Below are 24,050 nucleotides of genomic sequence, written 5' to 3'. Positions count from 1 at the left end.
CAAAAAACGGGGCTCTTTGATTTTCTAAAGAGCCCCGTTTTTTATGTCTGTTTTAATATAAAGTCGACTAACTCCCGTACAATTTGCGCAGCATCATTCCCGGAAATCTGGCTATGATAATCTTCGATTCGTTCCTGATTTTGTCCCATTATTTTTTTGTCGTTCAAAACCGAGGAAAGTTGAACATCGATTGGCGGTGCGTCCTTGTTCCCCCAACCGGTTAAATCATGTACCAATCCCAGATTTCGCAGTGTTTTCATATTTATTTCTTCCTGGCCTGGAAGTGCATGATAGATAAAAATCGGTTTCCTTTTATAAAGGCATTCGCTGACGGTGACTCCGCCTGGTTTTGTGATTATAGCATCAACTTGTTCATACAGCGAATTCATCTTTTCCTTAGAGGTAATGTAGGATAGTGGAATGATGTGTGGAGCTTCCAGTTTAGACAGTTTCCTGAATAATGTTTCATTAGTGCCGCATAACACATAAAATTGGACCTTCCTATCATTGCTAATCCTCCTTACCAGCTGCTCAATGGTTCCTGCTCCCAAATTACCTCCTGATATTAAAACCTTATAATTGTTCTGGTTTGTAAAAGCTGGTTTACATACTCTGGCAATTTTATTATGGATGGGTATCCCTGTAACGAAAATTCTGTCTGCACCGACTCCCTTTTCGGTCAAGAAACTTTTCATCTCCACAGAAGTAACAAAATGGTAATCTATATATTGGATACCCCAAAGCTTATGGATGAAGTAATCGGTGTAAACATTCAACACGGGAATGTTGAGATTTCCCTGTATTTTCAACAATTGAAGCAAATATGATGGCAGTGCATGAGTGCAGATGATGAAGTCAGGATTTTTTTCCCGCAGCATCTTCTTGAGAAATGACAAGAAGAGCAACTCAAATAATCGATATCGCTTTTGTTCCCTTTTATTTTTAAGAACAGTTAGCTGGTAAAGATGACTATAGGCTGACGGGAAGGCGTGTATCCACTTTATATAAATATTTGAAATGAGGGATTCGATTTTTCCGTAACTGTAAGAAAGAATATCGACCTTATCGCACTGAACCTCCGGGTGATATTCATGTATGGCATCCATTAATGCCTTCGCTGCCTGGTGATGGCCGGAGGGTAATTGCAAGAAGGGTAAAAACAATACAGTTTTTTTTCGGGCTGGTTGTGTCATTTTTTGATCCACCTAATATAAATTCTTCTCCCAATAGTTTGGCTTGTTTTTCACATTTGGTATTCGCAGTAACTACAGAAAGAGATGCCTAACGTTCCATCAATTACCGAAGGAATAAAGAGATTTTTCATGTATAATCATTAGGGGAAGGAGTGGTCAGAATGAAAATCTTGCTTTTAGCAGCTGTGTTCACGATCCTTTTCTATGCCTTTCACAGAGCCTACAAGAATACAAAGGATGTAATAGTCAATCGCGTCCAAGCAAAACAAAAAACATTACAGGATGAATGTGTTTTCAACATACTTCAGCTTTCCGATCTGCACCTCGAAAATATATCTATCTCCCCTGAAGAGCTTAAGCACAAGCTGCAAAACGAATCCATCGATTTGATTGCCCTTACTGGAGATTTCCTCGATCGTAAAAGAACCATACCGAAGCTGGCCCCCTATCTGCAAAAATTAAATGAACTGGCTCCTAAATATGGAATTTATGCAGTTTTCGGCAACCACGATTATGTGTTAAAGGATACCGATCTTGATACGTTAAAGAACATGCTTGCAGAATATGGAGTAAGATTGCTCCAAAACGAAAACGAATGTATTTTAGTAGACGGCAAGATTGTCAACGTGATTGGGATCGATGATTACGGCACCGGCAGAAGTGATCTGGCCGCATCTTATTCAGGATTGCAAAGTGGAACAAATCTAGTCATTACACATGACCCTAATGTCGTACTCGATATGGAAAAACATCATTTTGATTACTTGATGGCGGGCCATTTTCATGGCGGCCAAATCTGCTATCCAAAAGCTTATCATTTGGTAAAGATGGGTAAACTGGTACGGCTGAACATGATTAAAGGAATGCACGTCCATCACGGGAAAAATTTCTATATAAATGAAGGGCTGGGGCAGACCGGGGTCAACATCCGGATTGGAAGCCGGCCAGAGATCACACTGCATCAGCTTGCTTTAGCAGAAGAAAAAGAAATCAAGACAGCTGTTTAAGGACTGTTAACGACTTGTTAACAGTCCTTTTTATGTATTCCGATAAAGCTGTCCAAGCCTGGTTTTTGAGATAAATAAATATCTTGGTATTGTACTGTGCATGAAGTGCTGCATGCGTTTTTTGTTGGAAGAAAGGAGTATAATGGGCATGAATGTGATCCATTTAAAACGCCTATAAATAGGGTTTGAAATTTCCACTACTTCAAAGCCGAGACGGCCACATGCCTTGTATAGAGAGGTAATGCCGATAATTGCTTTAATCTGGCCAGCTTTCTCGTGATTTTCTATATAATGGTGGATACCAGGCAGGGATTCTTCTACTGCCCGGTAAATCAATTTAGCTTTCTTTACATCGCTTTTAATCTGTTTCAAATCCTTTAACAATCTGGCGTTATGCAAATGGATTTTAACAAGAATATCATTCTTTGCGATCCTTGTTCCGTCCGAAAGAGTAATGTCTCTCCCTTTGTATGAAGTGAGACGAACCCTGAATACGTTCCTAGTTTTAGTTTCATCAATGTCTGGCAGATAGGTAAGCCTTGTGAAAAGATAATAAAAAGGGTCTAATACATACCAGAGAGATAGGAAAAAATACTGCATCAAGATGTCACTTCCTTCAGATTGAAAAAGTGGAGGGAATTGCAGCAGCTTTACTGCCTATTGCAAAAGTAGCGATAATTGGTAAATGGTCGGAAGCTTTCCTGTCGATGTCAACCACTTCACAATTCAATAATTGAAGCTCTGATGAATAAAAGATATAATCCAGTCTTCTGAATGGGCGTCTTGACGGGAAAGTAAATCCACGTTGGTCGCGGTTTCCCTTTTCAGCCCAAGCATCCTTCAGCAGATGGGTGATGTGCTTCCACCTGGGGGAAGATGGCGTCATATTCCAGTCTCCTACAATGATGGATGAACCTTTGTTTAATTGTATTTTTTCAAGAATAAAGGCTATTTGCTTGGAATGAAGAAACGGATTAAGGCTTAAATGAGCTACATAAGTGGTGATCATTTCATTGCCAATATTGTTTGTAATCTCAAGCAAAGCCCGTTTTTCAGTTCTTTTTGGCAAGAAATCAAAGGAATGATTGGACATGCTTTGGATGGGAAACTTGGTTAATATGGCATTTCCGAATTCACGTTTTGGGGTGAAACCAGTGGTTTCGATTGTTACTGCTGGCCCAAAAGCATACTGCATATTTAAATAATGTGCCAGCTCTTTAGCCTGGTCCTTGAATTGGCTCCGTTCAGAAAAATGTCTATCTACTTCATTGAGTCCAATAATATCAGCCCCAGTCGTTTGTATAATGGCTCCAATCCTATCCAGGTTAAGCTGCCGATCGGTTCCTCTTCCATGGTGTATATTGAAGGTCAGGACTTTCACAATCATTAACCATCCCCCATTATGATCTGCATGTGTATGTATGATTTCTGCCAATGTACTGCTGCATTACGTTTTTTAGCATAACCCTGGAATAATGATTTATGATGTAAAATAAAGTCAATCTCTTCTATCTTACGTATGGGGGCGATGCAAGAACAGGAATACCTTAGTCTTTTAGCGAATGTTACCAATTGTGGTATGATCATGATATATTAAGGAGGCGACTGGATTTGGCAAAAGTCTTGGTGTTTGGAGGCACTCGTTTTTTTGGGAAAAAATTAGTAGAAAAGCTCATACATAATGGACATGACGTTACAATTGCCACTAGGGGCAATACTGCCGATTCATTCGGGGAACAAGTTAAGCGTATCCAACTTGACCGGGGTGTAAATGATTCTCGCTGGGACAGTATAAGCAATATTCAATGGGACGCAATATACGACAACATATGTTATGGCCCTGAGCAAGCAAAGATAGCTATAAAAAGGCTGGGGCAGAACGCTTCAAAGTATATCTTTACATCAACCTTGTCTGTATACGATACTTCTGAAACTCCGTTAGATGAAGAGGATTTCTCGCCATACCATTACGATCTTAATGCTACTTGTGAAGACCTGGATTAGGGAGAAGGAAAACGTGCAGCCGAGGCTGTTTTTTTCCAAAACAGCAGCTTCGATTTATCGGCAGTAAGGTTTCCAATCGTGCTTGGAACAGACGACTATACAAAACGCCTCCATTTGCATGTAGATAAGATTGCAAATGAGCAAGAGATCGGCTTTCCTGATCTTAAGGCAAAGATCAGCTTCGTATCTTCGGATGAGGCAGCCGAGGCACTTTACTTTCTCCTTGAGCAGCCCGGTACAGGACCAATCAATGTATGCTCTGATGGCAGCATGGAGCTCCAGGAGTTAGTCGGATTGATTGAAAAGGCAACTAATAAAAAAGCAAAGCTTGCGTCAGAAATTAATGAACAAAACCAGTCACCATTTGGACTTTCCGCTTCCTGGTATATGAGCAATGAAAAGGCGAAGGCTGCGGGCTTTCAAGTGCAGAAGCTGGATTACTGGCTGCCTCTTTTAATCGGACAATTGGCTGTAAAAGAATAAAGTATAATTCCAAGAGCTGTTTGCTATGTCAAAGCAAACAGCTTTTTTATTTGCTTCTAAGGAATACAATTGTTGCGGCGGTATGGTATGTTCCACCTTTCCATTATATACACAGGGCAAACATCTTCGGATTATTTAGAGTTTTTGCGGGTATGACGTGCCGGAAATGGGTAAACAGTAGGTGAAACAATTAATTGGGGGTTTTAGCCTGTGTCACAAAAATTCATAATTAACAAGATTAAGGCGAGCTTTTGGTTCGTACCGGGCCTGATTGGAATCGTTTTTTTTCTGCTTGCCGTTTTTACTATGATGCTAGATGGTTTTATTGCACAAAACGCACCTATCATCAGTAAGATCCCATCTATATTCTTGACAGACAGAGAATTGGCACAGACCATTTTAAGTGCGATTTCGACTTCACTCCTTACCATGACAACCATAACCTTTTCATCAATTTTAGTAGTGCAGACGACCTTTCTGGCGCAGTTTTCCCCGCGTACACTGCAAAATTTCAATGCTAATGCCAAAACCCAAACAGTACTCGGCTGTTTTTTGGGTGGATATATCTATGCAATTGTGTTGTTGCTTCACGTTAAGGATAACGGTGAACGAGAAGAATTTATCGTGCCTGCTTTTGTCATCCTTGTAGCATTCTTCTGTCTTTCCATGTTTGTGTTTGTTATTCATCATGTTTCACATTGGATAAAGGTTGGCAATTTAATATCGGATATAACAAGGGATACATTGTCCTCCATCAAGGAGAACGAAAGGGAAAATGAGGATGCTGGCAATAAGCGCTCAGATCAAACTTATCCAATCGAGGAATCGGAATTAATCAAAATAAAGAGCAGTAAACAGGGGTATATCCAATATGTGGAATTAACTAAATTAGTTGGCTATGCAGAAACCTCAGATGTGGTCATTAAATTTGAGAAAGCTTTAGGAGACTATGTTGACATAGAAACGCCGTTGTTGAGCGTAGTTGGCAGTGCGGAACGCATTGATGCTTCAGAAATCCTTTCATATATTTTCCTTACATCTGACCAGGAGTCCATTAATAATGTCGAGTTCGGACTTCAGAAGCTAGCAGAAATCGCGCTTAGGGCTATTGCGCCGGGAAAAAACGACCCGGAAACTGCAATCAATTGTATCGAGCAGATGGCTCAAATTTTGACAAAGGTTGGAAAAAAACACTCTGAGAATCCTAACTATACTGATGGAACAGGAAGGATAAGGGTCATCATAGAAAAGCCCGCGTTTTCTGATTTTCTGTATGAAAGCTTCTATCAGATCAGGCACTATGGAAAGGCGGATGTCTCGGTAATGGCTGCTATCGTAAAAGCATTGATCTTGATTGCGGAGACCAATAAACAGGAAATAAAAGAGCTGGTCTGGAACTTTTCGAAGTATATACTTGAAGGATTGAAGAAAGAGGATTGGCTTGCCCTGGATAAAGAATATTTAAATCATCAACTGAGGAAACTGGCGAGGGCCTGTGAGCAAGAGAGTCAAGAGCAGCAGATTTTTTTGGCTTAGCTATTTTCTAACTTAGAGACTTTTTAGAGGACATAATTGGTAAACTATTGTTATCCAACTAGTTTGTTTTCTAAGAATTTCAGGGTTAAATTACCCATATTTTGTTTCTTATACCAGCATTACGACATTTCTTCCCAAATCTTCTGTCCGGAATAAAAACAATACCGCCCCCTTCTGGGCAAACCATCTGCTCGTTAAAGCTACGGGCCCAATCATACCTGTATAACCAAAGTGAGTATATAAATAAAAATCAGCGGATTGCATTGAATGTACCGCTGAAGACACTGCATTAGATCCCTGCTTATTCGAGGACGTTGAATATACATCCACGAATAAGCACTTTCCTAAGAAATTCACCTTCTGATTCACAGACGTTGACGATTACAAAATCCAGCGAACACCCCGCACATAGAAACCGCCATCATGGCATTATTTAATTCCACTTTTAAATAAAATAAGGCGAATAAATTCAATAGTAACAGTCAATCTAGGTTAACTCATAGAATAGTGAACTTCATACCAATTCCCCTTAATGCTCACTTGTTGCTCTCGATACTTACCTGTTCAGGATATAGAAATTTGACAAGATTTCTCTCAAGACAAATACGTCTGTAGGAAATTATTAATCGGTATAGAACATATTATTTAGAAGTAAAAAAAATTACAATTAGCGAGATGGTGGGTGATCATTATGCAGCAAAAACAAACAAAAAGAGTGATTCGTAACTATATAGGAACAGAACTTCATGCCAAAGGATGGATACAGGAAGCAGCTCTTCGTATGCTGTTCAATAACCTGGATCAGGAAGTAGCTGAACGTCCGGAGGACCTCGTTGTTTACGGTGGAATAGGCAAGGCGGCCCGCAATTGGGATTGTTTTGATGCAATTGTTGAAACCTTAAAGAATTTGGATAATGATGAAACGCTATTGGTTCAATCAGGGAAGCCTGTCGCTGTTTTTAAGACCCATAGTGATGCACCAAAAGTATTAATAGCCAACTCGAACCTTGTGCCTGCATGGGCGAATTGGGATCATTTTCATGAACTCGATAGAAAAGGGCTTATGATGTACGGGCAAATGACAGCGGGAAGCTGGATTTATATCGGGAGTCAGGGGATTGTCCAGGGTACATATGAAACATTTGCAGAATGTGCCAGACAGCATTTTAATGGCACGCTTGCGGGAACAATTACAGTCACTTCAGGCCTTGGAGGAATGGGCGGAGCCCAGCCACTTGCTGTTTCGCTAAACGGTGGAGTAAGCATCAATATCGAAGTGGACGAAAGCCGTATTAAGCGGCGATTGCAGACGAGATATCTGGATACCACGGCAGCTAATCTGGATGAAGCAATTACTTGGGCAAATGAAGCAAAGGCAATTAAAAAGGCGGTTTCAATCGGCCTGCTCGGGAATGCATCAGAGATATTAGCTGATATGATAGACAGAGGTTTTATTCCGGATATATTAACAGATCAAACTTCAGCGCACGATCCCCTTTACGGGTATATTCCCATGGGTTTTACTTTAGAGGAAGCGGAAGAATTGCGGAAAAGGGATCGAAAAGTATATGTAGAAAAATCAAAACAAAGCATTGCCGGACATGTTACATCTATGCTGAGGATGCAGAAACTTGGTGCAGTAACCTTCGATTATGGTAATAATATTCGGCAGGTTGCCAGGGACCAGGGGGTGGAAGACGCCTTTGATTTTCCTGGATTTGTGCCTGCGTTTATACGGCCCCAGTTTTGCGAAGGGAAAGGGCCGTTTCGCTGGGTGGCTCTCTCAGGCGATCCCGAGGATATTTACAAAACAGATGAAGTCATATTAAAGGAATTCAGTAATGATACTCATTTATGCAACTGGATTAAGATGGCCAGAGACAGAATCCAGTTTCAGGGACTGCCAGCCAGAATATGCTGGCTCGGATACGGAGAAAGGGCACGATTTGGAAAGATCATCAATGATATGGTTGCAGCCGGGGAATTGAAAGCACCGATTGTCATAGGCCGTGACCATTTAGATTCAGGTTCAGTAGCTTCACCAAACCGTGAAACCGAAGCGATGCAGGATGGAAGCGATGCGGTTGCAGATTGGCCGATCTTGAACGCTTTAATAAACAGTATTGGCGGTGCAAGCTGGGTTTCTGTACATCATGGCGGAGGTGTAGGAATGGGCTACTCCCTTCATGCTGGAATGGTCATTGTAGCCGATGGGACGAAGGAAGCGGAACGCCGTCTAGAGCGGGTTCTCACAACTGACCCCGGAATGGGCATTGTACGGCATGCGGATGCGGGGTATGACCTTGCCATCGAAACTGCAAGAAAAAATAAACTGAAGATTCCTATGCTTAAGCGTGAACCCCTTTGAAGAAAGGATGGTGTGAAAAGTGCAGAAGATCCCTATCTTAATCAGGCACGCGAGCCAATTGGTCACCTTACAAGGAAGCTCCGATGCACCGCTTGCAGGAAAAAGAATGGAAGAGCTTAACATCATTGAAGATGGAAGTGTATGGCTGGAAAATGGAGTGATCAAAGCTGTAGGCACAGATGAAGAGGTCTTTAATTTGTGCAATGACCGAATCGAAGAAGCATTGATCATTGATGCTGCAGGGAAATTGGTAACGCCAGGCCTTGTCGAGCCTCACACTCATCTAGTCTATAGCGGTACAAGAGAAATGGAATTTAATATGAGGCTTCATGGTGCTACGTATATGGAGATTATGAATAATGGGGGAGGGATTTATGCCACTATGGCTGCTACCCGGAAAGCCACTCCTGAGCAGCTGTATAACGAGAGCAAACAAAGGCTGGACCAGTTCCTGGTTCATGGGGTAACTACGCTGGAAGCAAAAAGCGGATATGGTTTGACGCTGGAACATGAAATCAAACAGCTGGAAGTGGCAAAGCTTTTAAATGAGCATCATCCAATTGACCTTGTAAGCACATTTATGGGTGCACATGCAGTTCCCGGCGAGTATAAGAATAACGCTGAAAGTTTTGTTGATTTACTGGTGGACAACATGATTCCTGAAGTAAGCCGTCGGCAACTGGCTGTTTTCAATGATGTTTTTTGTGAGAAGGGAGTCTTTACACCGGAGCAGTCTAAACGGATTCTCGAAGCAGGTATTAAAAATGGCCTGCTGCCCAAAATCCATGCAGATGAAATAGAGCCTTGCGGAGGGGCAGAGCTTGCAGCAGACGTTGGTGCGATTTCGGCCGATCACTTATTGTGCACGTCTGATAATGGGATAAAGAAGATGGCTGATGCGGGGGTGATCGCTGTACTTCTCCCAGGGACTGCCTTCTTCTTGATGGCCGATCCGGCTAATGCCAGGAAGATGATAGAGGCGGGGGTTCCGGTAGCTTTGTCGACAGACTGTAATCCAGGCTCCTCTCCGACAATGTCCTTGCCATTCATCATGAACCTTGGCTGTTTGTGGATGAAAATGACTCCTGCTGAAGTGTTAACTGCGGTAACAATAAATGCAGCACATGCTATTGATAAAGGGAAAGAAATCGGCAGTATCGAAGCAGGCAAGAAAGCAGACATTACCATCTTTAACTTTCCGAACTACATGGGTCTGCAATATCATTATGGAATGAACCTGATACACACTGTCATTAAGTCAGGAGAAATAGTAGTGGACGGAGGAAAACCAATATGGGACAGTACCCGTATCCACAGTTGAACAGGCCGTCATTCACATGGGTAAAGGATAACCATGGCGCTGATTTAAAGGTGAATGAATGGATTAAGACAATCCAGCCAAACGAAATAATCAATTGGGATTTGGTCGATGCAGTTTTGCTTGGGGTGCCATTGTCCCGTTCATCCATCTCTGCTTCAGCAGCAAGTGAAACACCAGACGCAATAAGGAGAGCATGGAAATTCTTCTCAACTTACAATATAGATTATGATGAGGATCTTGCAGGGCTTACTGTCATCGATCTTGGCGATGTTAAGCAGCACATAACCGATATTACCCGATGCCACGAAAATATTAAGGAAGCAATGGCAAGTATGCGAACGACCCATCCGCAAGTGCTGCCCATTGCGTTAGGAGGAGACCATTCCATCACGGCCATGCTGCTGAAAGGATGGAAACAGGTTCACAAAAAGGAAAGAATAGGCATTCTTCAGCTTGATACGCATTTTGACCTAAGGGATATGGCGGACAATGGACCAAGCAATGGAACCCCTATCCGAAATCTGATAGAATCTGATGTCGTAACAGGGGAAGATGTATATAATATTGGTCTGCATGGCTTTTTTAATGCAAAATCATTAAAGCAATATGCTGATCGTGCAGGTGTAAATTATATTACAATGAGGCAGGCAAGAAAAAATGGATTTTACGCTTGTATCACCGAAGTTTTGATTAAATTAAGCGAGAAAGTGGACAGCATTTATGTTACTGTAGATATGGATGTGCTCGATCTCAGTTTCGGCCCCGGGGTGCCTGCTGCGACACCGGGCGGAATGCACAGGGAAGAATTGTTCGAAGCAGTTTATTTGGCAGGCAAACATCCAAAGGTAAAGGCAATGGACATTGTATGCATTGACCCATATAAAGATATCAGTCAGATTACTATAAAGACTGCGGTTCACACTTTGCTTTCTTTCCTTATTGGGCTGAAACAGAGAAACAGATAAAACATTTTGGAAGGGTTTAATAAATGCTAGGCAGGAAAACAAGCAGAACACTGCAAGGAAAAAGCCGGAGTACAAATAAACGTAACTTTGTTGATAAATGTTTAATTATTGTGCTGGCAATCTTGATTATGGCTCTACTACTGTGGATCATTAAGTAAGATATACGGAAACTAAGGAAAGAAATAGTGATGGAGAAATTTACCGAAAAAGTCATACAGATTATCAAATCAATACCTGAAGGAAAGATCATGACATACGGGCAAATAGCGAGGATAGCCGGTAATCCGCGGGCGGCCAGACAGGTAGTACGCATTCTCCATTCCATGAGCGATCGTTATCAGCTGCCTTGGCATAGAGTGATAAATGCAAAAGGTGAGATAGCGGTCAAGGACGGCGAGGCCAACTTCGCACAAAGGAAATTTCTTGAAGCTGAAGGGGTCGAAACAGGTTCGGACAACCGAATTGACGTGGAATGTTATCGATTTCATCCGGAGGTATGAATGGATAAAACTCAAAAGCTAGTTGTTTCGAGGCCTAAAACGGTCTCTTTTTTGATTATGCACAGTTATTTAAAATGAACAAAATGGAAATGGTTCGTAACCTGCATTACTTTCAGGGAAAATCACATGCTAAGATTGGAATTTCCTTTTCGCGACGTCGCCTAAAGCATTCCTAAACAGAATTCACTAGGAGGTAGTTTCAATGAGCATGAACATGAACACGAACACAAATTTAATTCTACAGATAAATGAATGCAGGCAAATGGCTTCCCAGCTAATCCAGCAAACTCAAGCCAGCAATCAAATGTATATGCAAATGCTTAATCAGGAACAACAGAACGCCCGCATGCTTCAGGAGCTCTCAGTACGTGAAGAGCAGGCAGTACGAAATATTCAGGTAGCACTGCAAGGGCATGAAGCTGCATTGCAGCGATGCCAGCAAATCCTTAACGTTTGTAACCAACTGCAGCAAGAAATCGCTGGAAGATCTCAGACGCCAGCGGCAATGCCGCAAATGACTGGCGGAGCCTTACCGACAACAATGGCACGCATGACAAGCGGCGTAGTATCCACAACTTCTCGATAGTCCTCAAAAATTCAATAAATTAAGGGCACGACTGCTTTATCCATGGTATTTTAGCTGTGTTAGACTTTGTTGCTGATTTCAGCTCCAGGCGCTCGCTTTTTGCGGGCGATACGGGGAGGCTCCTCAGTGCTGAAAGCGCCTGCGGGGTCTCCTCTGTCCCATATTCCCGCAGGAGTCCATCGCGCCTGGAGCTCCATCAACTTGTTTACAAAAATCAACATTGACCGTAACACAGCCTTAATTTTAAATCGCTTAACGGGCAAAAAAAAACCGAATGGAATCCATATTCCATTCGGTTTCTGCATTATGCTTCATTTGCCTGCCTTTTATTTTTTCTTCTTAGTTTTCCAACTGCTTCATACACAATTGGTACAATGACCAACGTAAGAAGGGTGGAGCTTGTTAATCCACCGATAACCGTAACCCCGAGTCCTTTGGAGATAATTCCGCTTCCTTCAAGTCCAAGAGCCAGCGGAATTAATGCACCAATGGTTGCAATTGCTGTCATTAGTATTGGACGAAGACGAGTGACACCCGCATCAAGCAATGCTTCTCTTGTACTCATGCCTTCGTTTTCCTTATGGATAACCCGGTCAATTAACACAATGGCATTCGTTACTACGATACCAATCAGCATAAGTGCCCCGATCATGGCTGACAAGCTGAGTGTCTCTCCTGCAATCAACAGACCCAATAAAGCTCCGATGATCGTAAACGGAAGAGAGAACAAGATTGCAAATGGTGCCAGTCCTCCGCCAAATGTAATTACCAATACCAAGTATACAATGGCAATTGCCGCAAGCATTGCAAGTCCTAATTGTGTAAATGACTCTTGTATATCCTCAGTTACACCACCCATGTTGACCTCGACACCGGATGGCGTATCTAAGTCATCCACTTCCTTCTGAATGTCAGCTGATACTTTTGCTACATCATCTGTCTTAAGCTCTCCGGTTACAGAGACAAAGATTTGTCCATCCCGTCTTGTTATAGTATCGGAAGTTTGTCCTTCCTCTACTTTCACAACATCCTTTATCTGAACAGATGTCCCAAGCGGTGATTGAATTGTTTTCTTTGTTAAATCGTCTACAGAATTAATAGTGTCTTTTTCAGCCTGTACATAGACATTTAAATCTTCTCCGTCTTTTTCCACTGTCGTTAAAACTGGCCTTTCTCTTTCAGGTGCGAGTGCCATGGCAATCTGGCCAGCAGTCAAGCCAAGCTCGCTCAATTTTTTCTGGTCAGCCGTGAATGTGTATTCATCATAGCTTTCTGAAATACTTGAATCAACCTTCGTAAGATCTTTATTATCTTTTAATATCTTTTCCAAATCTTCCACTACAGGTTTGATATCTTTCATTTCTTTCCCAAATACCTGCATCTCAATCTGGTTGCTGGCGCCGCTCTGGCTAAAGTCCTGCGATTTCCATTCACCAATGTCAGTGAAAGATTGAAGTTCTTTAATGACATTTTCTTTCTCTTTATCAAAGTCCTTTGTATCACTGTCATACTCGACAAAAAACATTGCGCTGTTCGTATCACCAGGTGTCATTGGATTTTCCGCACCTAGAGAGAGCTGAACCGTTTTAACATTGTCGCGGTCCATGTATAACTTCTCTGCTTTTGTGATAATATCCTCAGCCTGCTCCTCAGTAACACCCGGTTCGGGTTTAAATGTAGCAATCATCATCTTTTGTTCTTCTTCTGGAAGGAAGCTTACACCGATCACCGGAATAAGCGCAAGGCTCCCGACAAGCATTAGAATAGCAATTCCTGATGTAATCCATTTGTGGTTAAGCGCCGCGTTCAGGATACGCTTGTATGCCAAGGCCAGCCTTCCAGGGCCTTTTTCGTGGTTTTTAGCATGTAACCCATTTTTAAACATTGAATGGGCCAGCATGGGAACCAAAGTAATAGCTACAAGCAATGAAGCAGCCAATGAAAATACGATAGTGAGTGCGAACGGCATGAATAACTCGCCGACCATTCCTCCCACAAGTCCAAGAGGCAAGAATACAGCTATTGTCACCACTGTAGATGACAGAATAGGGATGAACATTTCCTTGGTCGCTTCGCGTATTAAATCCCGACCCTTCAGTGTTTCATTTTTCAATGACATGCGACGGTAAATATTCTCGATGACCACGATGGAATCATCAATTACGCGGCCAATCGCGACCGTCATTGCTCCCAGGGTCATCATATTAAGCGTGATATCCATCTGATTCAGTACCAGGATGGCAATCAACAATGACAGCGGGATTGATATGACAGAAATCAATGTTGACTTAATATCCCTTAAGAACAGAAGGATAATGATCATGGCAAATCCTGCACCAAACAGGGCTTTATTCAGCATTGTGCTGACGGATTCTTTAATTGGAGTTGCCTGGTCAAAAGTTGTAACTATTTCAATCCCGTCTATATCGTCTTCAAATTCTTTTACTGCATCGTTTACCTTTTCCGCTACCTCCACGGTGTTTGCATCAGTTGATTTTACGACTGAAATACCGATGGATTCTTTTCCATTCGTTCTTGAAACTGATTCAGTCACGCCAATCTCTTTAATGCTTGCTATGTTACTCAATTTCACCGTTGGTATTTGCATACTTGCAGGGGCTGTACCCTGGGAAGGGGCAGCTGAAGGTACTTGGCCTTGAGTGCTTCCAGGTACCTGTGCCGGTTGGCCGGCAGCAGGCGACCCAGAATTTGCAGCTTGTGGCTGGTTTGCCCCGGAAGCTGGTGCTTGGGAAGCTGCACCGCCAGCTTGTGGAGCAGCCGGAATCTCTATATTTTTAAGGTCGTCGATTGTTGCAATGTTTCCATCGATACGGACTGATTTTTCTGTGTCTTTGAATGTATAAAGGCCAAGTGGCACTGTTACATCAGAGCCTTGGATAATGCCCTTCACTGTGTCTTCAGTTAATCCTAGCTCTTTCATTTTGTCATCATTGAATACTAATTGTACTTCTTGTACTTGCTGTCCAGAAATCTGGATATTGGAGACTCCATCAATTCCCTCCAGCGCAGGGGCAATTTCATCTTCCACATTTTTTGTTAATGATGCCAATGATGCTTTATCATTGGAAACACTTAATGATAAGATGGGGAAAGCATTGAAATTAATTTTTTGAATGTCAGACTTCTGGACGCCCTCCGGGAATTTAAGGCCGGATAATGCTTCTTCCACTTCGTTCTTTGCCTCATTCATGTCCTTTTCATACTCATATTCAATCTGTACGGAAGAGGCATTTTGATATGAAGTAGAACTGACTACTTTTACAAGATTTAAATTGGATACGGCCTGTTCAATAGGCTTTGATATTTTTTCGTTTACTTCATCTGGTGTGGCGCCCGGATAGACGGTTGTGATGCTCATGACCGGTATGCTAATATCAGGTATGCTTTCAAGCTTCATTCTTAGACCCGAATATAAACCGGACACTACCACGATGATTGTGATAAGCCAGACAGCGAGCTTGTTTTTCAACGTAAAGTTGATGATTTTATTCATATTTCTCCCCCAAGATTTTTTATTTATTGACCAACTGGTCATAATGAATAATAATATAACTGACCGTTTAGTCATAGTCAATACAAATGATAAAAGTTCACATACAATTAACAATTACATGCAGGATTTTGATTGGTGGTGAAAATATTGAAGGAAAAGAAAAAGGTAATAATGGAAGCAGCCATCAGACTGTTTGGCAAAAAAGGCTACGATGCTACCTCAGTTCAGGAAATCGTAAAAGAAGCCGGAATATCAAAGGGTGCTTTTTATATCTATTACAAATCCAAGGAGGCGCTGCTTCTCGCGATTTTTCAGCATTATTATGATGTGTTTCGCACGGAATTTGAGGAGCTGAAGGTTCAAGACCTTACACCCAGGGAGCTGTTCGTAAAGCAGACGGCTGCGCAATATAAGTTCATTCTGGACCAAAGAGAATTTCTGATCATGCAGGCAATGGAGCGGGTCTTTAACGAGGAAATAGGGAAAGTGCTGAACAAAATGAGGAATGAAATCATCCAGTCCCATAAAGAGAGCCTGTCATCAATATACGGGGAGAGAATGAAGCCTTATATTTGGGACCTTACCATGCTGGTACAGGGTCTGATGCATCCTTATTTGGAGCTTCTGATATTTGATAAAATTCAAATCGATTTGAAGGAGTTAGGGAGATATATCTTAAACAGGGCGGACAACATCGCGGAAGGGCTTTTAGCTTCAAACGAAAAAGCACTTTTATCGGAACAGACATTGATGGATATGGAAATCCCCTTTCATTCTGCCAGGCTTGAAAAAAAGGACTTGATTCTATCCATAAAAGAAGCAATAGAAACACACGGTAATCTAAAAGACATTGTGATTACCCTTGAAGTCCTGGAGGAGGAAATAAGCAGGAAAGAGCCTCGAGTGCCAGTGATTGAAGGCATGCTGGCCAATCTTAAGAGAGAGAAGAAATTGATTGAGCTTCAACAACAAATTCATGATTACTTTCATCTGCACTAGCATTTGACTGGGTGGTCAGTGATGATATGTATGGAAACGAACTTCCGCTTTTGGTTATAGAATAGCTAAAACGGGTTTGGGATTGAATTACTATTAAAGCATGTTTACCAATGTGGTGGACATGCTTTTTTCTGTAGGATCCATGAGTTCACAAGCTGCATTGTATGAATTAATGCAGAGTTAGGCCAAGAGCAGAGTGAAAGGATAATATAGTATTTATGTAAATCGCTGTATAAAAACTAATTGGAGATGTGAAAAAATAAGCTTAGGTCATAAGAGGTCTCTAGATTTGTTAAGGAATGACGGCCGGTTGAAATAAAATTCATATTATTTTAAAAAAAGATATTTGCATATTTGATTGTCTATGTTACAATACATTTCATTGAATAAATATAAATAAAAGATTATAAAAATGCATTTTATCAGGGAGGATCAAAAGTGAAGAAAAACATTTTTAGTATTTTAATAGCAGTTATCATCGTAGGATTATTGGCGGCATGCGGTCAGAGCAAGAGTGGCGGAGAGGAAAAAAAGACGCTTGTAATGGGTACTTCAGCAGATTTCCCGCCATTTGAGACTCGGGACAATAATGGAGAAATCAAGGGCTTTGATATCGACTTAGCTAAATATATAACAAAAGAACTTGGCTATGAATTAGAAATTAAAGATATGAATTTTGACGGTTTAATTGGGGCTTTGCAATCGGGTACAGTAGATTTCGTGGCATCAGGAATGTCAGCTACAGACAAACGTAAGGAAAGCGTCGACTTTTCAACAGAATATCATCATTCTGGGGAGATGTTTGTGACTTTAAAAGATTCCAAGGTTAAAAGCATGGAAGATTTAGATGGTACAAAACTAGGAACCCAGCTTGGCACGATTCAAGAAGAAGGTGCAAAAAAACTGGCGAAAACAATCGAACTTAAAGTGAAAACATTGAATAAAGTACCGGAGTTGGTGCAGGAATTAAAAGCAGGACGTATTGATGCGGTATACCTAGATAAAACAGTTGCACAGGGCTACATCAAGGAAGCGGACTTAGCTGGTTTTGATGATGAAAGTGAAGGAACACCCGGAATGGCGATTGCGTTTCCAAAAGGCAAGAACAGCAAGTTAATCGAAGATTTCAACAAGGTAATTAAAGAGATGCAGGAAAACGGAGAACTTGAAAAACTGCAAAAGAAATGGCTTGAACAAGAATAACATCAAGAAATGAGGTGTAAGGCATGAATTTGGATTTTACCCGAATCGTGCCTTCTATTCCTTTTATATTAAATGGAATATGGGTAACGTTATTATTTGTAATTGTATCAGCGTTTTTGGGATTGATTATCGGTACGATCCTTTCCTTATTTAAGATCAGTCATGTTAAGGTATTAAACTGGTTTGCAGAAGCGTATACTTCGATATTCAGAGGTACTCCGCTATTACTGCAATTGATGCTTATCTATTTTGCGACACCGCAGCTAACTGGATACGATATACCTGCTTTCCTGGCTGGAATTCTGGCATTTGGTCTGAATTCGGGCGCGTATATATCCGAAATAATCCGGGCGGGCATCCAGGCGGTCGACAGAGGGCAAAGAGAAGCAGCAGAGGCTTTGGCCATACCATACAAACCGATGATGAAGGATATTATTTTCCCTCAGGCTTTAAAGAATATATTGCCAGCCCTTTTAAATGAATTAATAACCTTAACGAAAGAATCGGCTCTTGTATCCACTATTGGATTCCTTGACATTATGCGCCGTGCGCAGGTGGTAAGCGCAAATACGTATACTGCATTTGAGCCGCTGATTCTAGCAGGATTGATTTATTATGTAATGGTCATGGCCTTGACGATCCTTGGCCGCAGGGTGGAAAGGAGGCTGCGTGTAAGTGAGTAATGCTTTTATTAAGGTAGATAATCTAAACAAAACTTTTGGCAGCCTTAATGTCCTGAACGGGATATCAACGACAATCAATAAAGGGGAAGTCGTTGCTATTATTGGCCCTTCAGGCTCGGGGAAATCTACCTTTTTGCGCTGCCTTAACTTATTGGAAAAACCCACAAGCGGAAAGGTGATCATTGGCGGACAGGAGATAACCGACAAGGGTACCGATATATTAAAGGTCCGGCAGAATGTGGGAATGGTGTTTCAGCATTTTCATCTCTTTCCTCATAAAACAGTGCTGGAAAATGTAACATATGCACCGATGACGGTTAAAGGGATATCAAAGCAGGAAGCGGTAGAAACGGCTCTTCGACTATTAAAAACGGTAGGATTGGAAGAAAAGGCCGAGCAATATCCAAACCGTTTATCAGGCGGCCAAAAGCAGCGGGTTGCTATTGCCCGTGCACTGGCGATGTCACCGGATGTCATGCTGTTTGACGAGCCTACCTCGGCACTGGATCCGGAGATGGTGAAGGAAGTTCTGGAGGTCATGAAATCATTGGCCAAGACAGGTATGACAATGGCAATTGTTACCCATGAGATGGGGTTTGCCAGGGAAGTAGCGGATCGGGTGTTGTTTTTAGATGAAGGGATGATTGTAGAAGATGTTTCTCCCGATCAATTTTTTACAGCAGCACAAAGCAAGCGTGCACGGGATTTCCTTGCAAAGGTGCTGTAGGTGATAAGGGACCGTAGGATTATGAGTAGTTTGGAAGAATCAGCCAAAGAGTTGTCTTGTATGGCAGCTCTTTTTTTGGTTTTATAAGAGTAGATAGAAAAAATAACCAAAAGGAATGATATCATGAAGCAAAGCATTATTGATGGAATCGAAAACCATCGCCAGGAATTCTATGACATTAGTATTTATATAGGAGAAAATCCCGAACTTGGACATGAAGAGTTTAAGGCTTCTGCCATTCTTGCGGAAACATTGAAAAAGCATGGTTTTTCCGTTGAAATGGGTACTTGCGGCCTGCAGACAGCTTTTACCGCAACATATGACAGCGGCAAAGAAGGGCCAACGATCGGTTTCATGGCGGAATATGATGCACTGCCAGAGGTTGGCCATGCATGCGGACATAATCTTATTGGTACTATGGGAATTGCTGCAGGGATCGGCCTGAGCAAAGTAATCTCAGAAACAGGCGGAAAGGTAATCGTTTTTGGTACACCGGCGGAAGAAACAAAAGGCGGAAAAGTTACTATGGCTGAGGAAGGAATATTTAACGACGTGGATGTTGTTTTAATGGTCCATCCTTTGGACAGTTACATGAAAAGTGGTACATCTTTGGCGATGGATGCAATCCAATTTGAGTTCTTCGGCAAGGCGTCACATGCTGCAGCAAGTCCGCATCTTGGCATTAATGCCTTGGATGCGGTGCTTCAGACATTTAACAGCATAAATGCTTTGAGGCAGCATATTACTTCTGATGCAAGGATACACGGCATTATAACGGAGGGAGGCAAGGCAGCGAATGTTGTGCCTGACTATGCAGTAGCTCAATTTTATGTGCGGGCAGCTAAAAGGGAATATGTGAATGAACTGGTTGGAAAAGTTAAGTGCTGTGCTGAGGGGGCAGCCTTACAAACAGGTGCGACCATGAAATCATCGTTTTATGAATTTTCTTATGATGATATGGTCACAAATGCAGCCCTATCTGATGCTTTCACAAAGGAATTAATTGCTCTGGGCGTGGATGAAAACGAAATCCAGACACAAAGGGATGGATCTGGCTCACTGGATATGGGCAATGTCAGCCAGGTAGTCCCAGCCATCCACCCATATGTTAAGATTACGAACGAAGCTTACGCATGCCATACGTACGAATTCCGTGACGCATCCATGAGCGAGCAGGGAAGAGAAGCGATGATTTTGGGAGCGAAGGCAATGGCGTTAACAGGGTATGAGGTGTTGACAAATCCTGGGCTATTAGCGCAAATAAAGGATGAGTTCAAGCGCCAAAAAACATTCAGTGTATAGGGAAAGGAAAGACCCTCGGAATATTGAGAGGGTCTTTTTTTTTACCGATTTAAGTGTGGAAATAGGATGACGTAATGTTAATCCATTACCAGCCCGCCATCCACGACCAGATTTTGTCCAGTGACGGCCCTTGCCCACTCAGATGCAAAGAAGACTATGGTATCGGCGACCTCTGCTGGTTCGGTTACCTTCCTGAGAGGCGTCGAAGATTCAATGAGCTGGAATACTTCAGCAGAGGTTGCGCTGCTAGCATCAGTCGCTTTTAACAATCCTCCGGAGACCATATTGACAGTAATGCCAAATTGCCCCAATTCGTTGGCCATATTTCGGGTAAAGCCTAGGAGTGCAGCCTTGCTGGTATTGTAGTCATGATATGGAACGACAGGGTTTTGGAACAGGTTAGTACCGATATTGACCACTCGTCCGAACCCCATTTCCTTCATGTCTTCAAGTCCAGCCTGAATGGTATGTAAAGAACCTCGAACTGCGCTCTCCAGTTGGGAATGGTAATCATCCCAGGCAATGGCGGATGCATCTTTCCGAGCGATTGGATCGAAACGGAAATTGACAAGTGCATTATTGACAATGGTTGTAACGGGGTTTCCAAAGAACCGCTTAGCCTCCTCGAACATATGCTGCACCTCTTCAGGATTTCGAATATCAGCCTTTATGGCTATCGCATTTTCTCCTAATGATTGCTGAAGAGCCGCAGCCTTGTCAAAGCTTTCAAAATAGTTAATTACGACTCTTGCACCTTCCCTGGCAAACGCTTTTACAGTCTCAGCCCCCAAACCTCGGCTTCCTCCAGTTACCAACACGATTTGTTCGCTTAATTTCATCATTTATTCTCCTCCAGAATGCAAAAAAGCCAGATCCCAAAAAGGACCTGGCTTATCAGCAAAGATTAGTCTTTGTTTTAAGAAGCCTACTTTCCTACGCTGGCATGATCCAGATCAGGTCCAAAGGGTTAAAAAACAGCAGTTTTTCTCTCAGCCTATACTTAGGCACCCCTAGTAGTTTATATGTACTTTATTTCATCATAAGCACACTCTGCATAGAAGTAAAACAAAATGAACTATTATACTCAATAAAATAATAGAGCACATTGATTTAGTTGATTTTCACCTATTTTTCATTTTTCTTTACTAGAATCAATTTATCAAGATTAGTCTTTCTTTTGACACGACTATTTTTGAATGGTCCAATCGCCTTTAATTTTATTCTGTTCTTAGCTTTACGCTATACTAGCAATACTAGCAATACAAATGCTTTTGGATTTTAATGAAATATAGTGAAAAGGAGTTATCCCAATGAATGTTCTTTTGGCAGAGGATGATGTAAAACTTGGCGAATTGATCGTTTATATGCTGAAGAAAAAAGCAGGTATAAACGCTGAATGGGTAAAGGAGGGGGAAGATGCTTATTATTACGCTGTCTCCAGCTACCACGATGTATTGATCCTTGACTGGATGATGCCAAACGGAGATGGAATTGATGTTTGCCGGCGGCTAAGGAAAGAGGGATATGCTGGTGCTATTCTCATGCTGACGGCAAAGGATGCTGTGGAAGACCGGATTGCGGGGCTGGATTCAGGGGCGGATGATTATTTAGTAAAACCCTTTGAAATAGATGAATTGCTTGCTCGTCTGAGGGCACTTTCCCGCAGGAATTATGCCCCGATTCTGGAGGAGGAAACTCAATTTCATGACATTGTTTTAAACAGGTCAAGCCAGGTTTTAAGGCGGGCACAACAAGCAGTCCAGCTTAGCCCCCGTGAATTTCAGCTATTGGATTTACTTGTCCAGAATAAAGGTCAGGTACTTACCAGAGAAGTCATCATGGATCGGATTTGGGGATATGATTCCGATGTATCGATGAAAACCATAGATGCACATGTGAAACTGCTTCGAAAAAAACTGGATAGTGTGGGGAAATATGACATGCTTCATAGTATACGAGGGGTAGGGTATAAAATTGAAAATTGACTTCCGTTCTTTTTTCCACGAATTGCGCAAACGGGGAAAAGAGGACGTTTTTAGCGATACACAGAGGCGCTTGACCTTTTCATACAGCGGACTTCTTATGTTGTTTCTCGTCCTATTTGTTTTTATTGTATTTTTTCTATTATATTTCATTATTTTGAAGGATCAGGAACGGGAAATAAAGTCATTGGCAGGTCAGGAAGCGAATATTATCCAAGAATTTATCGATGAAAACTCTCCCAGGGGATTGCGGAATAGAGGTAATCAGGAAGTCGTATTATTGGGGGTCGACCAATTCTTCTATTATGTGGTCAATCCTGATGGAGAGTTGGTAATGGGGGATGAAGAATTCCCTGAATTACAGCAGGATGTATTGAGACTTTTGGAAGGCTGGAATCCTGAAGGCCATGACGACATCCGACAGGTTCGACTGGACGCACATTTTTCCCATAGCCGCCCAAACGGCAGGGACATGCAGCACGAAGAAAGAATTCAATCCAATCGCCAGAAAGATTTTCGTCTAATGCTGGCAGGACAGCCGATTTATTATAAAGGCCAATTCGTCGGAACCATATATGTGGGGAAGGATATTTCATTTGCCTATCAGTTATTTAAGTGGCTGTTGATTATTCTTGTTTCCATTGTCGTCCTTTTTTCAGGTGTGGCATTATTCCTTAGCTATGTCATGTCAAAGAAGGCGATGGAGCCAATATCCAGGGCATTTGACCGCCAGAGGGAATTTGTCGCTGATGCTTCCCATGAATTACGGACCCCGCTTAGTGTCATGCTTTCTTCCATCGATGCAATGGAAATGACGGTGGAAACACAGGAAGATGATTTTTCCCGTAAGCTTATGGCTGGCATGAAGGATGAAGTGAAACGGATGACAAGGCTGGTTGGGGATTTATTGACGCTGGCACGCTCGGATTCCAAGAATATTGAACGTGAAAACGTAACGTTCGATTTCCGTCCTCCTGCAGAAAAAGCCGTATATTCTGTAGAATCGCTGGCAGCTGCGAAAAAGATCCAACTGGATTTTCTCGCTCCAGATTCTTTAATCACAGTAGGAGATCCCGAAAAGCTATCACAGCTTTTATACATTTTATTGGACAATGCAATTAAATATACTCCTGAAAGGGGCCGCGTCAGCCTGGCCATATCCGTGGACGCCAATGAATTGGTCATTAAGGTTTCAGATAGCGGGATCGGTATCAAACCAGAAGATTATGACCGAATCTTTACCCGTTTTTACAGGGCGGACAAGGCAAGGTCACGTCAAATGGGCAGCCATGGGCTTGGGCTTTCCATTGCAAAATGGATAGTGGATATTCATAACGGAATGATCAGGGTTGACAGTCAAATCGGACAGGGTAGTACCTTTACGGTCCGAATCCCATTCTCTTTATAAGTTATGATAGGAGAACATAACAACGGGTACTCTTCTCGAAGGGATCGCCTGTCTTTTCCAATAATAAGAACATAACAATCCACACGCGAAGGGCAGGTCTTTCCCTGCTCTTTAGTTATTTAAACATTCTTTCCCTGGCATTAATCATCGCTGACGATCTGTCTTGATTAAAGCATATAAAATACTCAAATAATATTTCTGGCATGTATTCCTCAAACTCCAAAAATGCCGTCCATATTCTTATTTCTACCCCCACGCCTTGATGAAAT

21 protein-coding genes and 1 riboswitch are annotated in these 24,050 nt (G+C 42.1%); of the genes, 16 read left to right on the top strand and 5 right to left on the bottom strand.

The window, feature by feature from the left end:
* Positions 1–41: 41 nt before the first annotated feature.
* The gene (locus tag V1500_RS16765; RefSeq protein WP_409300974.1) at positions 42–1,193 is read right to left on the bottom strand and encodes an MGDG synthase family glycosyltransferase; all 1,152 of its coding nucleotides are present in this window, start codon (positions 1,191–1,193) and stop codon (positions 42–44) included.
* Positions 1,194–1,354: 161 nt separating this feature from the next.
* On the opposite strand from V1500_RS16765, the gene V1500_RS16760 reads away from it, so the two are divergent.
* Entirely contained in the window at positions 1,355–2,200 is an 846-nt protein-coding gene (locus V1500_RS16760; protein WP_409300972.1) for a metallophosphoesterase, read from the top strand.
* Positions 2,201–2,230: 30 nt separating this feature from the next.
* Here the strand turns inward: V1500_RS16760 and V1500_RS16755 are convergent, their stop codons facing one another.
* Together V1500_RS16755 and V1500_RS16750 are read right to left on the bottom strand one after the other, a co-directional pair.
* Complete coding sequence (locus V1500_RS16755; protein ID WP_409306020.1) at positions 2,231–2,800, bottom strand: YkoP family protein; 570 nt, start codon at positions 2,798–2,800, stop codon at positions 2,231–2,233.
* Positions 2,801–2,816: 16 nt separating this feature from the next.
* The gene (locus V1500_RS16750) at positions 2,817–3,587 is read right to left on the bottom strand and encodes an endonuclease/exonuclease/phosphatase family protein (protein ID WP_409300970.1); all 771 of its coding nucleotides are present in this window, start codon (positions 3,585–3,587) and stop codon (positions 2,817–2,819) included.
* Between the two features lie 224 nt (positions 3,588–3,811).
* On the opposite strand from V1500_RS16750, the gene V1500_RS16745 reads away from it, so the two are divergent.
* The 8 genes from V1500_RS16745 to V1500_RS16710 all read left to right on the top strand — a co-directional run bounded on the left by V1500_RS16745 (position 3,812) and on the right by V1500_RS16710 (position 11,963).
* Positions 3,812–4,204: an NAD-dependent epimerase/dehydratase family protein gene (locus tag V1500_RS16745; protein WP_409300969.1), complete on the top strand. Its 393-nt coding sequence runs from the start codon at positions 3,812–3,814 to the stop codon at positions 4,202–4,204.
* Positions 4,205–4,282: 78 nt separating this feature from the next.
* Complete coding sequence (locus V1500_RS16740; RefSeq protein WP_409300967.1) at positions 4,283–4,687, top strand: hypothetical protein; 405 nt, start codon at positions 4,283–4,285, stop codon at positions 4,685–4,687.
* Positions 4,688–4,897: 210 nt separating this feature from the next.
* Complete coding sequence (locus V1500_RS16735; protein WP_409300965.1) at positions 4,898–6,223, top strand: DUF2254 domain-containing protein; 1,326 nt, start codon at positions 4,898–4,900, stop codon at positions 6,221–6,223.
* A gap of 691 nt (positions 6,224–6,914) precedes the next feature.
* A complete protein-coding gene (gene hutU / locus V1500_RS16730; protein ID WP_409300963.1) occupies positions 6,915–8,591 on the top strand; it encodes a urocanate hydratase in 1,677 nt (558 codons plus the stop codon).
* Between the two features lie 19 nt (positions 8,592–8,610).
* Complete coding sequence (gene hutI, locus V1500_RS16725) at positions 8,611–9,912, top strand: imidazolonepropionase (RefSeq protein ID WP_409300961.1); 1,302 nt, start codon at positions 8,611–8,613, stop codon at positions 9,910–9,912.
* Positions 9,885–10,877, top strand: coding sequence for an agmatinase family protein (locus V1500_RS16720; RefSeq protein WP_409300959.1), 993 nt, complete (start codon positions 9,885–9,887; stop codon positions 10,875–10,877). Before hutI ends, V1500_RS16720 begins: the two co-directional genes overlap by 28 nt.
* A gap of 188 nt (positions 10,878–11,065) precedes the next feature.
* A complete protein-coding gene (locus V1500_RS16715; RefSeq protein ID WP_409300957.1) occupies positions 11,066–11,377 on the top strand; it encodes an MGMT family protein in 312 nt (103 codons plus the stop codon).
* Positions 11,378–11,585: 208 nt separating this feature from the next.
* Positions 11,586–11,963: a hypothetical protein gene (locus tag V1500_RS16710; protein WP_409306019.1), complete on the top strand. Its 378-nt coding sequence runs from the start codon at positions 11,586–11,588 to the stop codon at positions 11,961–11,963.
* Positions 11,964–12,267: 304 nt separating this feature from the next.
* Here V1500_RS16710 and V1500_RS16705 read toward each other — a convergent pair whose 3' ends face one another.
* Entirely contained in the window at positions 12,268–15,477 is a 3,210-nt protein-coding gene (locus tag V1500_RS16705; protein ID WP_409300955.1) for an efflux RND transporter permease subunit, read from the bottom strand.
* A gap of 147 nt (positions 15,478–15,624) precedes the next feature.
* On the opposite strand from V1500_RS16705, the gene V1500_RS16700 reads away from it, so the two are divergent.
* The 5 genes from V1500_RS16700 (at position 15,625) to V1500_RS16680 (ending at position 20,391) form a co-directional block, all read left to right on the top strand.
* Positions 15,625–16,476 carry a TetR/AcrR family transcriptional regulator gene (locus V1500_RS16700; protein ID WP_409300953.1) on the top strand — a complete coding sequence of 284 codons (852 nt, stop codon included), beginning with the start codon at positions 15,625–15,627 and terminating at the stop codon, positions 16,474–16,476.
* A gap of 438 nt (positions 16,477–16,914) precedes the next feature.
* Positions 16,915–17,679, top strand: coding sequence for a basic amino acid ABC transporter substrate-binding protein (locus V1500_RS16695; RefSeq protein WP_409300951.1), 765 nt, complete (start codon positions 16,915–16,917; stop codon positions 17,677–17,679).
* Between the two features lie 23 nt (positions 17,680–17,702).
* Positions 17,703–18,362, top strand: a complete 660-nt coding sequence (locus V1500_RS16690; protein ID WP_409300949.1) for an amino acid ABC transporter permease — start codon at positions 17,703–17,705, stop codon at positions 18,360–18,362.
* Positions 18,355–19,089 carry an amino acid ABC transporter ATP-binding protein gene (locus V1500_RS16685; protein WP_409300948.1) on the top strand — a complete coding sequence of 245 codons (735 nt, stop codon included), beginning with the start codon at positions 18,355–18,357 and terminating at the stop codon, positions 19,087–19,089. The genes V1500_RS16690 and V1500_RS16685 overlap by 8 nt, the downstream gene beginning before the upstream one ends.
* A gap of 123 nt (positions 19,090–19,212) precedes the next feature.
* On the top strand, positions 19,213–20,391 hold the full coding sequence (locus V1500_RS16680; protein WP_409300946.1) for a M20 family metallopeptidase: 1,179 nt from the start codon (positions 19,213–19,215) through the stop codon (positions 20,389–20,391).
* A gap of 77 nt (positions 20,392–20,468) precedes the next feature.
* Here the strand turns inward: V1500_RS16680 and V1500_RS16675 are convergent, their stop codons facing one another.
* Positions 20,469–21,230, bottom strand: a complete 762-nt coding sequence (locus V1500_RS16675) for a 3-oxoacyl-ACP reductase (RefSeq protein WP_409306018.1) — start codon at positions 21,228–21,230, stop codon at positions 20,469–20,471.
* 74 nt (positions 21,231–21,304) lie between these two features.
* A riboswitch (TPP riboswitch) is annotated at positions 21,305–21,413 on the bottom strand.
* Between the two features lie 288 nt (positions 21,414–21,701).
* Between V1500_RS16675 and V1500_RS16670 the strand changes: the two genes are divergently transcribed.
* Both V1500_RS16670 and V1500_RS16665 read left to right on the top strand, forming a co-directional pair.
* The gene (locus V1500_RS16670; protein ID WP_409300944.1) at positions 21,702–22,376 is read left to right on the top strand and encodes a response regulator transcription factor; all 675 of its coding nucleotides are present in this window, start codon (positions 21,702–21,704) and stop codon (positions 22,374–22,376) included.
* The gene (locus V1500_RS16665; RefSeq protein ID WP_409300942.1) at positions 22,366–23,781 is read left to right on the top strand and encodes a sensor histidine kinase; all 1,416 of its coding nucleotides are present in this window, start codon (positions 22,366–22,368) and stop codon (positions 23,779–23,781) included. The genes V1500_RS16670 and V1500_RS16665 overlap by 11 nt, the downstream gene beginning before the upstream one ends.
* Positions 23,782–24,050: the final 269 nt, after the last annotated feature.

Origin of the sequence: Peribacillus sedimenti (assembly GCF_046237635.1) — a bacterium.
GTDB classification, from domain to species: domain Bacteria; phylum Bacillota; class Bacilli; order Bacillales; family DSM-1321; genus Peribacillus; species Peribacillus sedimenti.
The sequence above is the reverse complement of the archived record's forward strand: the minus strand, read 5'-3'. Positions and strand labels throughout refer to the sequence as shown.

Bases quoted from the DNA above. Each gene is read 5' to 3' on its own strand.
- V1500_RS16690 (WP_409300949.1), top strand. From the start codon at position 17,703: ATGAATTTGGATTTTACCCGAATCGTGCCTTCTATTCCTTTTATATTA.
- V1500_RS16755 (WP_409306020.1), bottom strand. From the start codon at position 2,800: ATGCAGTATTTTTTCCTATCTCTCTGGTATGTATTAGACCCTTTTTAT.
- V1500_RS16670 (WP_409300944.1), top strand. From the start codon at position 21,702: ATGAATGTTCTTTTGGCAGAGGATGATGTAAAACTTGGCGAATTGATC.
- V1500_RS16675 (WP_409306018.1), bottom strand. From the start codon at position 21,230: ATGAAATTAAGCGAACAAATCGTGTTGGTAACTGGAGGAAGCCGAGGT.
- V1500_RS16715 (WP_409300957.1), top strand. From the start codon at position 11,066: ATGGAGAAATTTACCGAAAAAGTCATACAGATTATCAAATCAATACCT.
- V1500_RS16750 (WP_409300970.1), bottom strand. From the start codon at position 3,587: ATGATTGTGAAAGTCCTGACCTTCAATATACACCATGGAAGAGGAACC.
- V1500_RS16765 (WP_409300974.1), bottom strand. From the start codon at position 1,193: ATGACACAACCAGCCCGAAAAAAAACTGTATTGTTTTTACCCTTCTTG.
- V1500_RS16680 (WP_409300946.1), top strand. From the start codon at position 19,213: ATGAAGCAAAGCATTATTGATGGAATCGAAAACCATCGCCAGGAATTC.
- V1500_RS16760 (WP_409300972.1), top strand. From the start codon at position 1,355: ATGAAAATCTTGCTTTTAGCAGCTGTGTTCACGATCCTTTTCTATGCC.
- V1500_RS16710 (WP_409306019.1), top strand. From the start codon at position 11,586: ATGAACATGAACACGAACACAAATTTAATTCTACAGATAAATGAATGC.
- V1500_RS16720 (WP_409300959.1), top strand. From the start codon at position 9,885: ATGGGACAGTACCCGTATCCACAGTTGAACAGGCCGTCATTCACATGG.
- hutU (WP_409300963.1), top strand. From the start codon at position 6,915: ATGCAGCAAAAACAAACAAAAAGAGTGATTCGTAACTATATAGGAACA.
- V1500_RS16705 (WP_409300955.1), bottom strand. From the start codon at position 15,477: ATGAATAAAATCATCAACTTTACGTTGAAAAACAAGCTCGCTGTCTGG.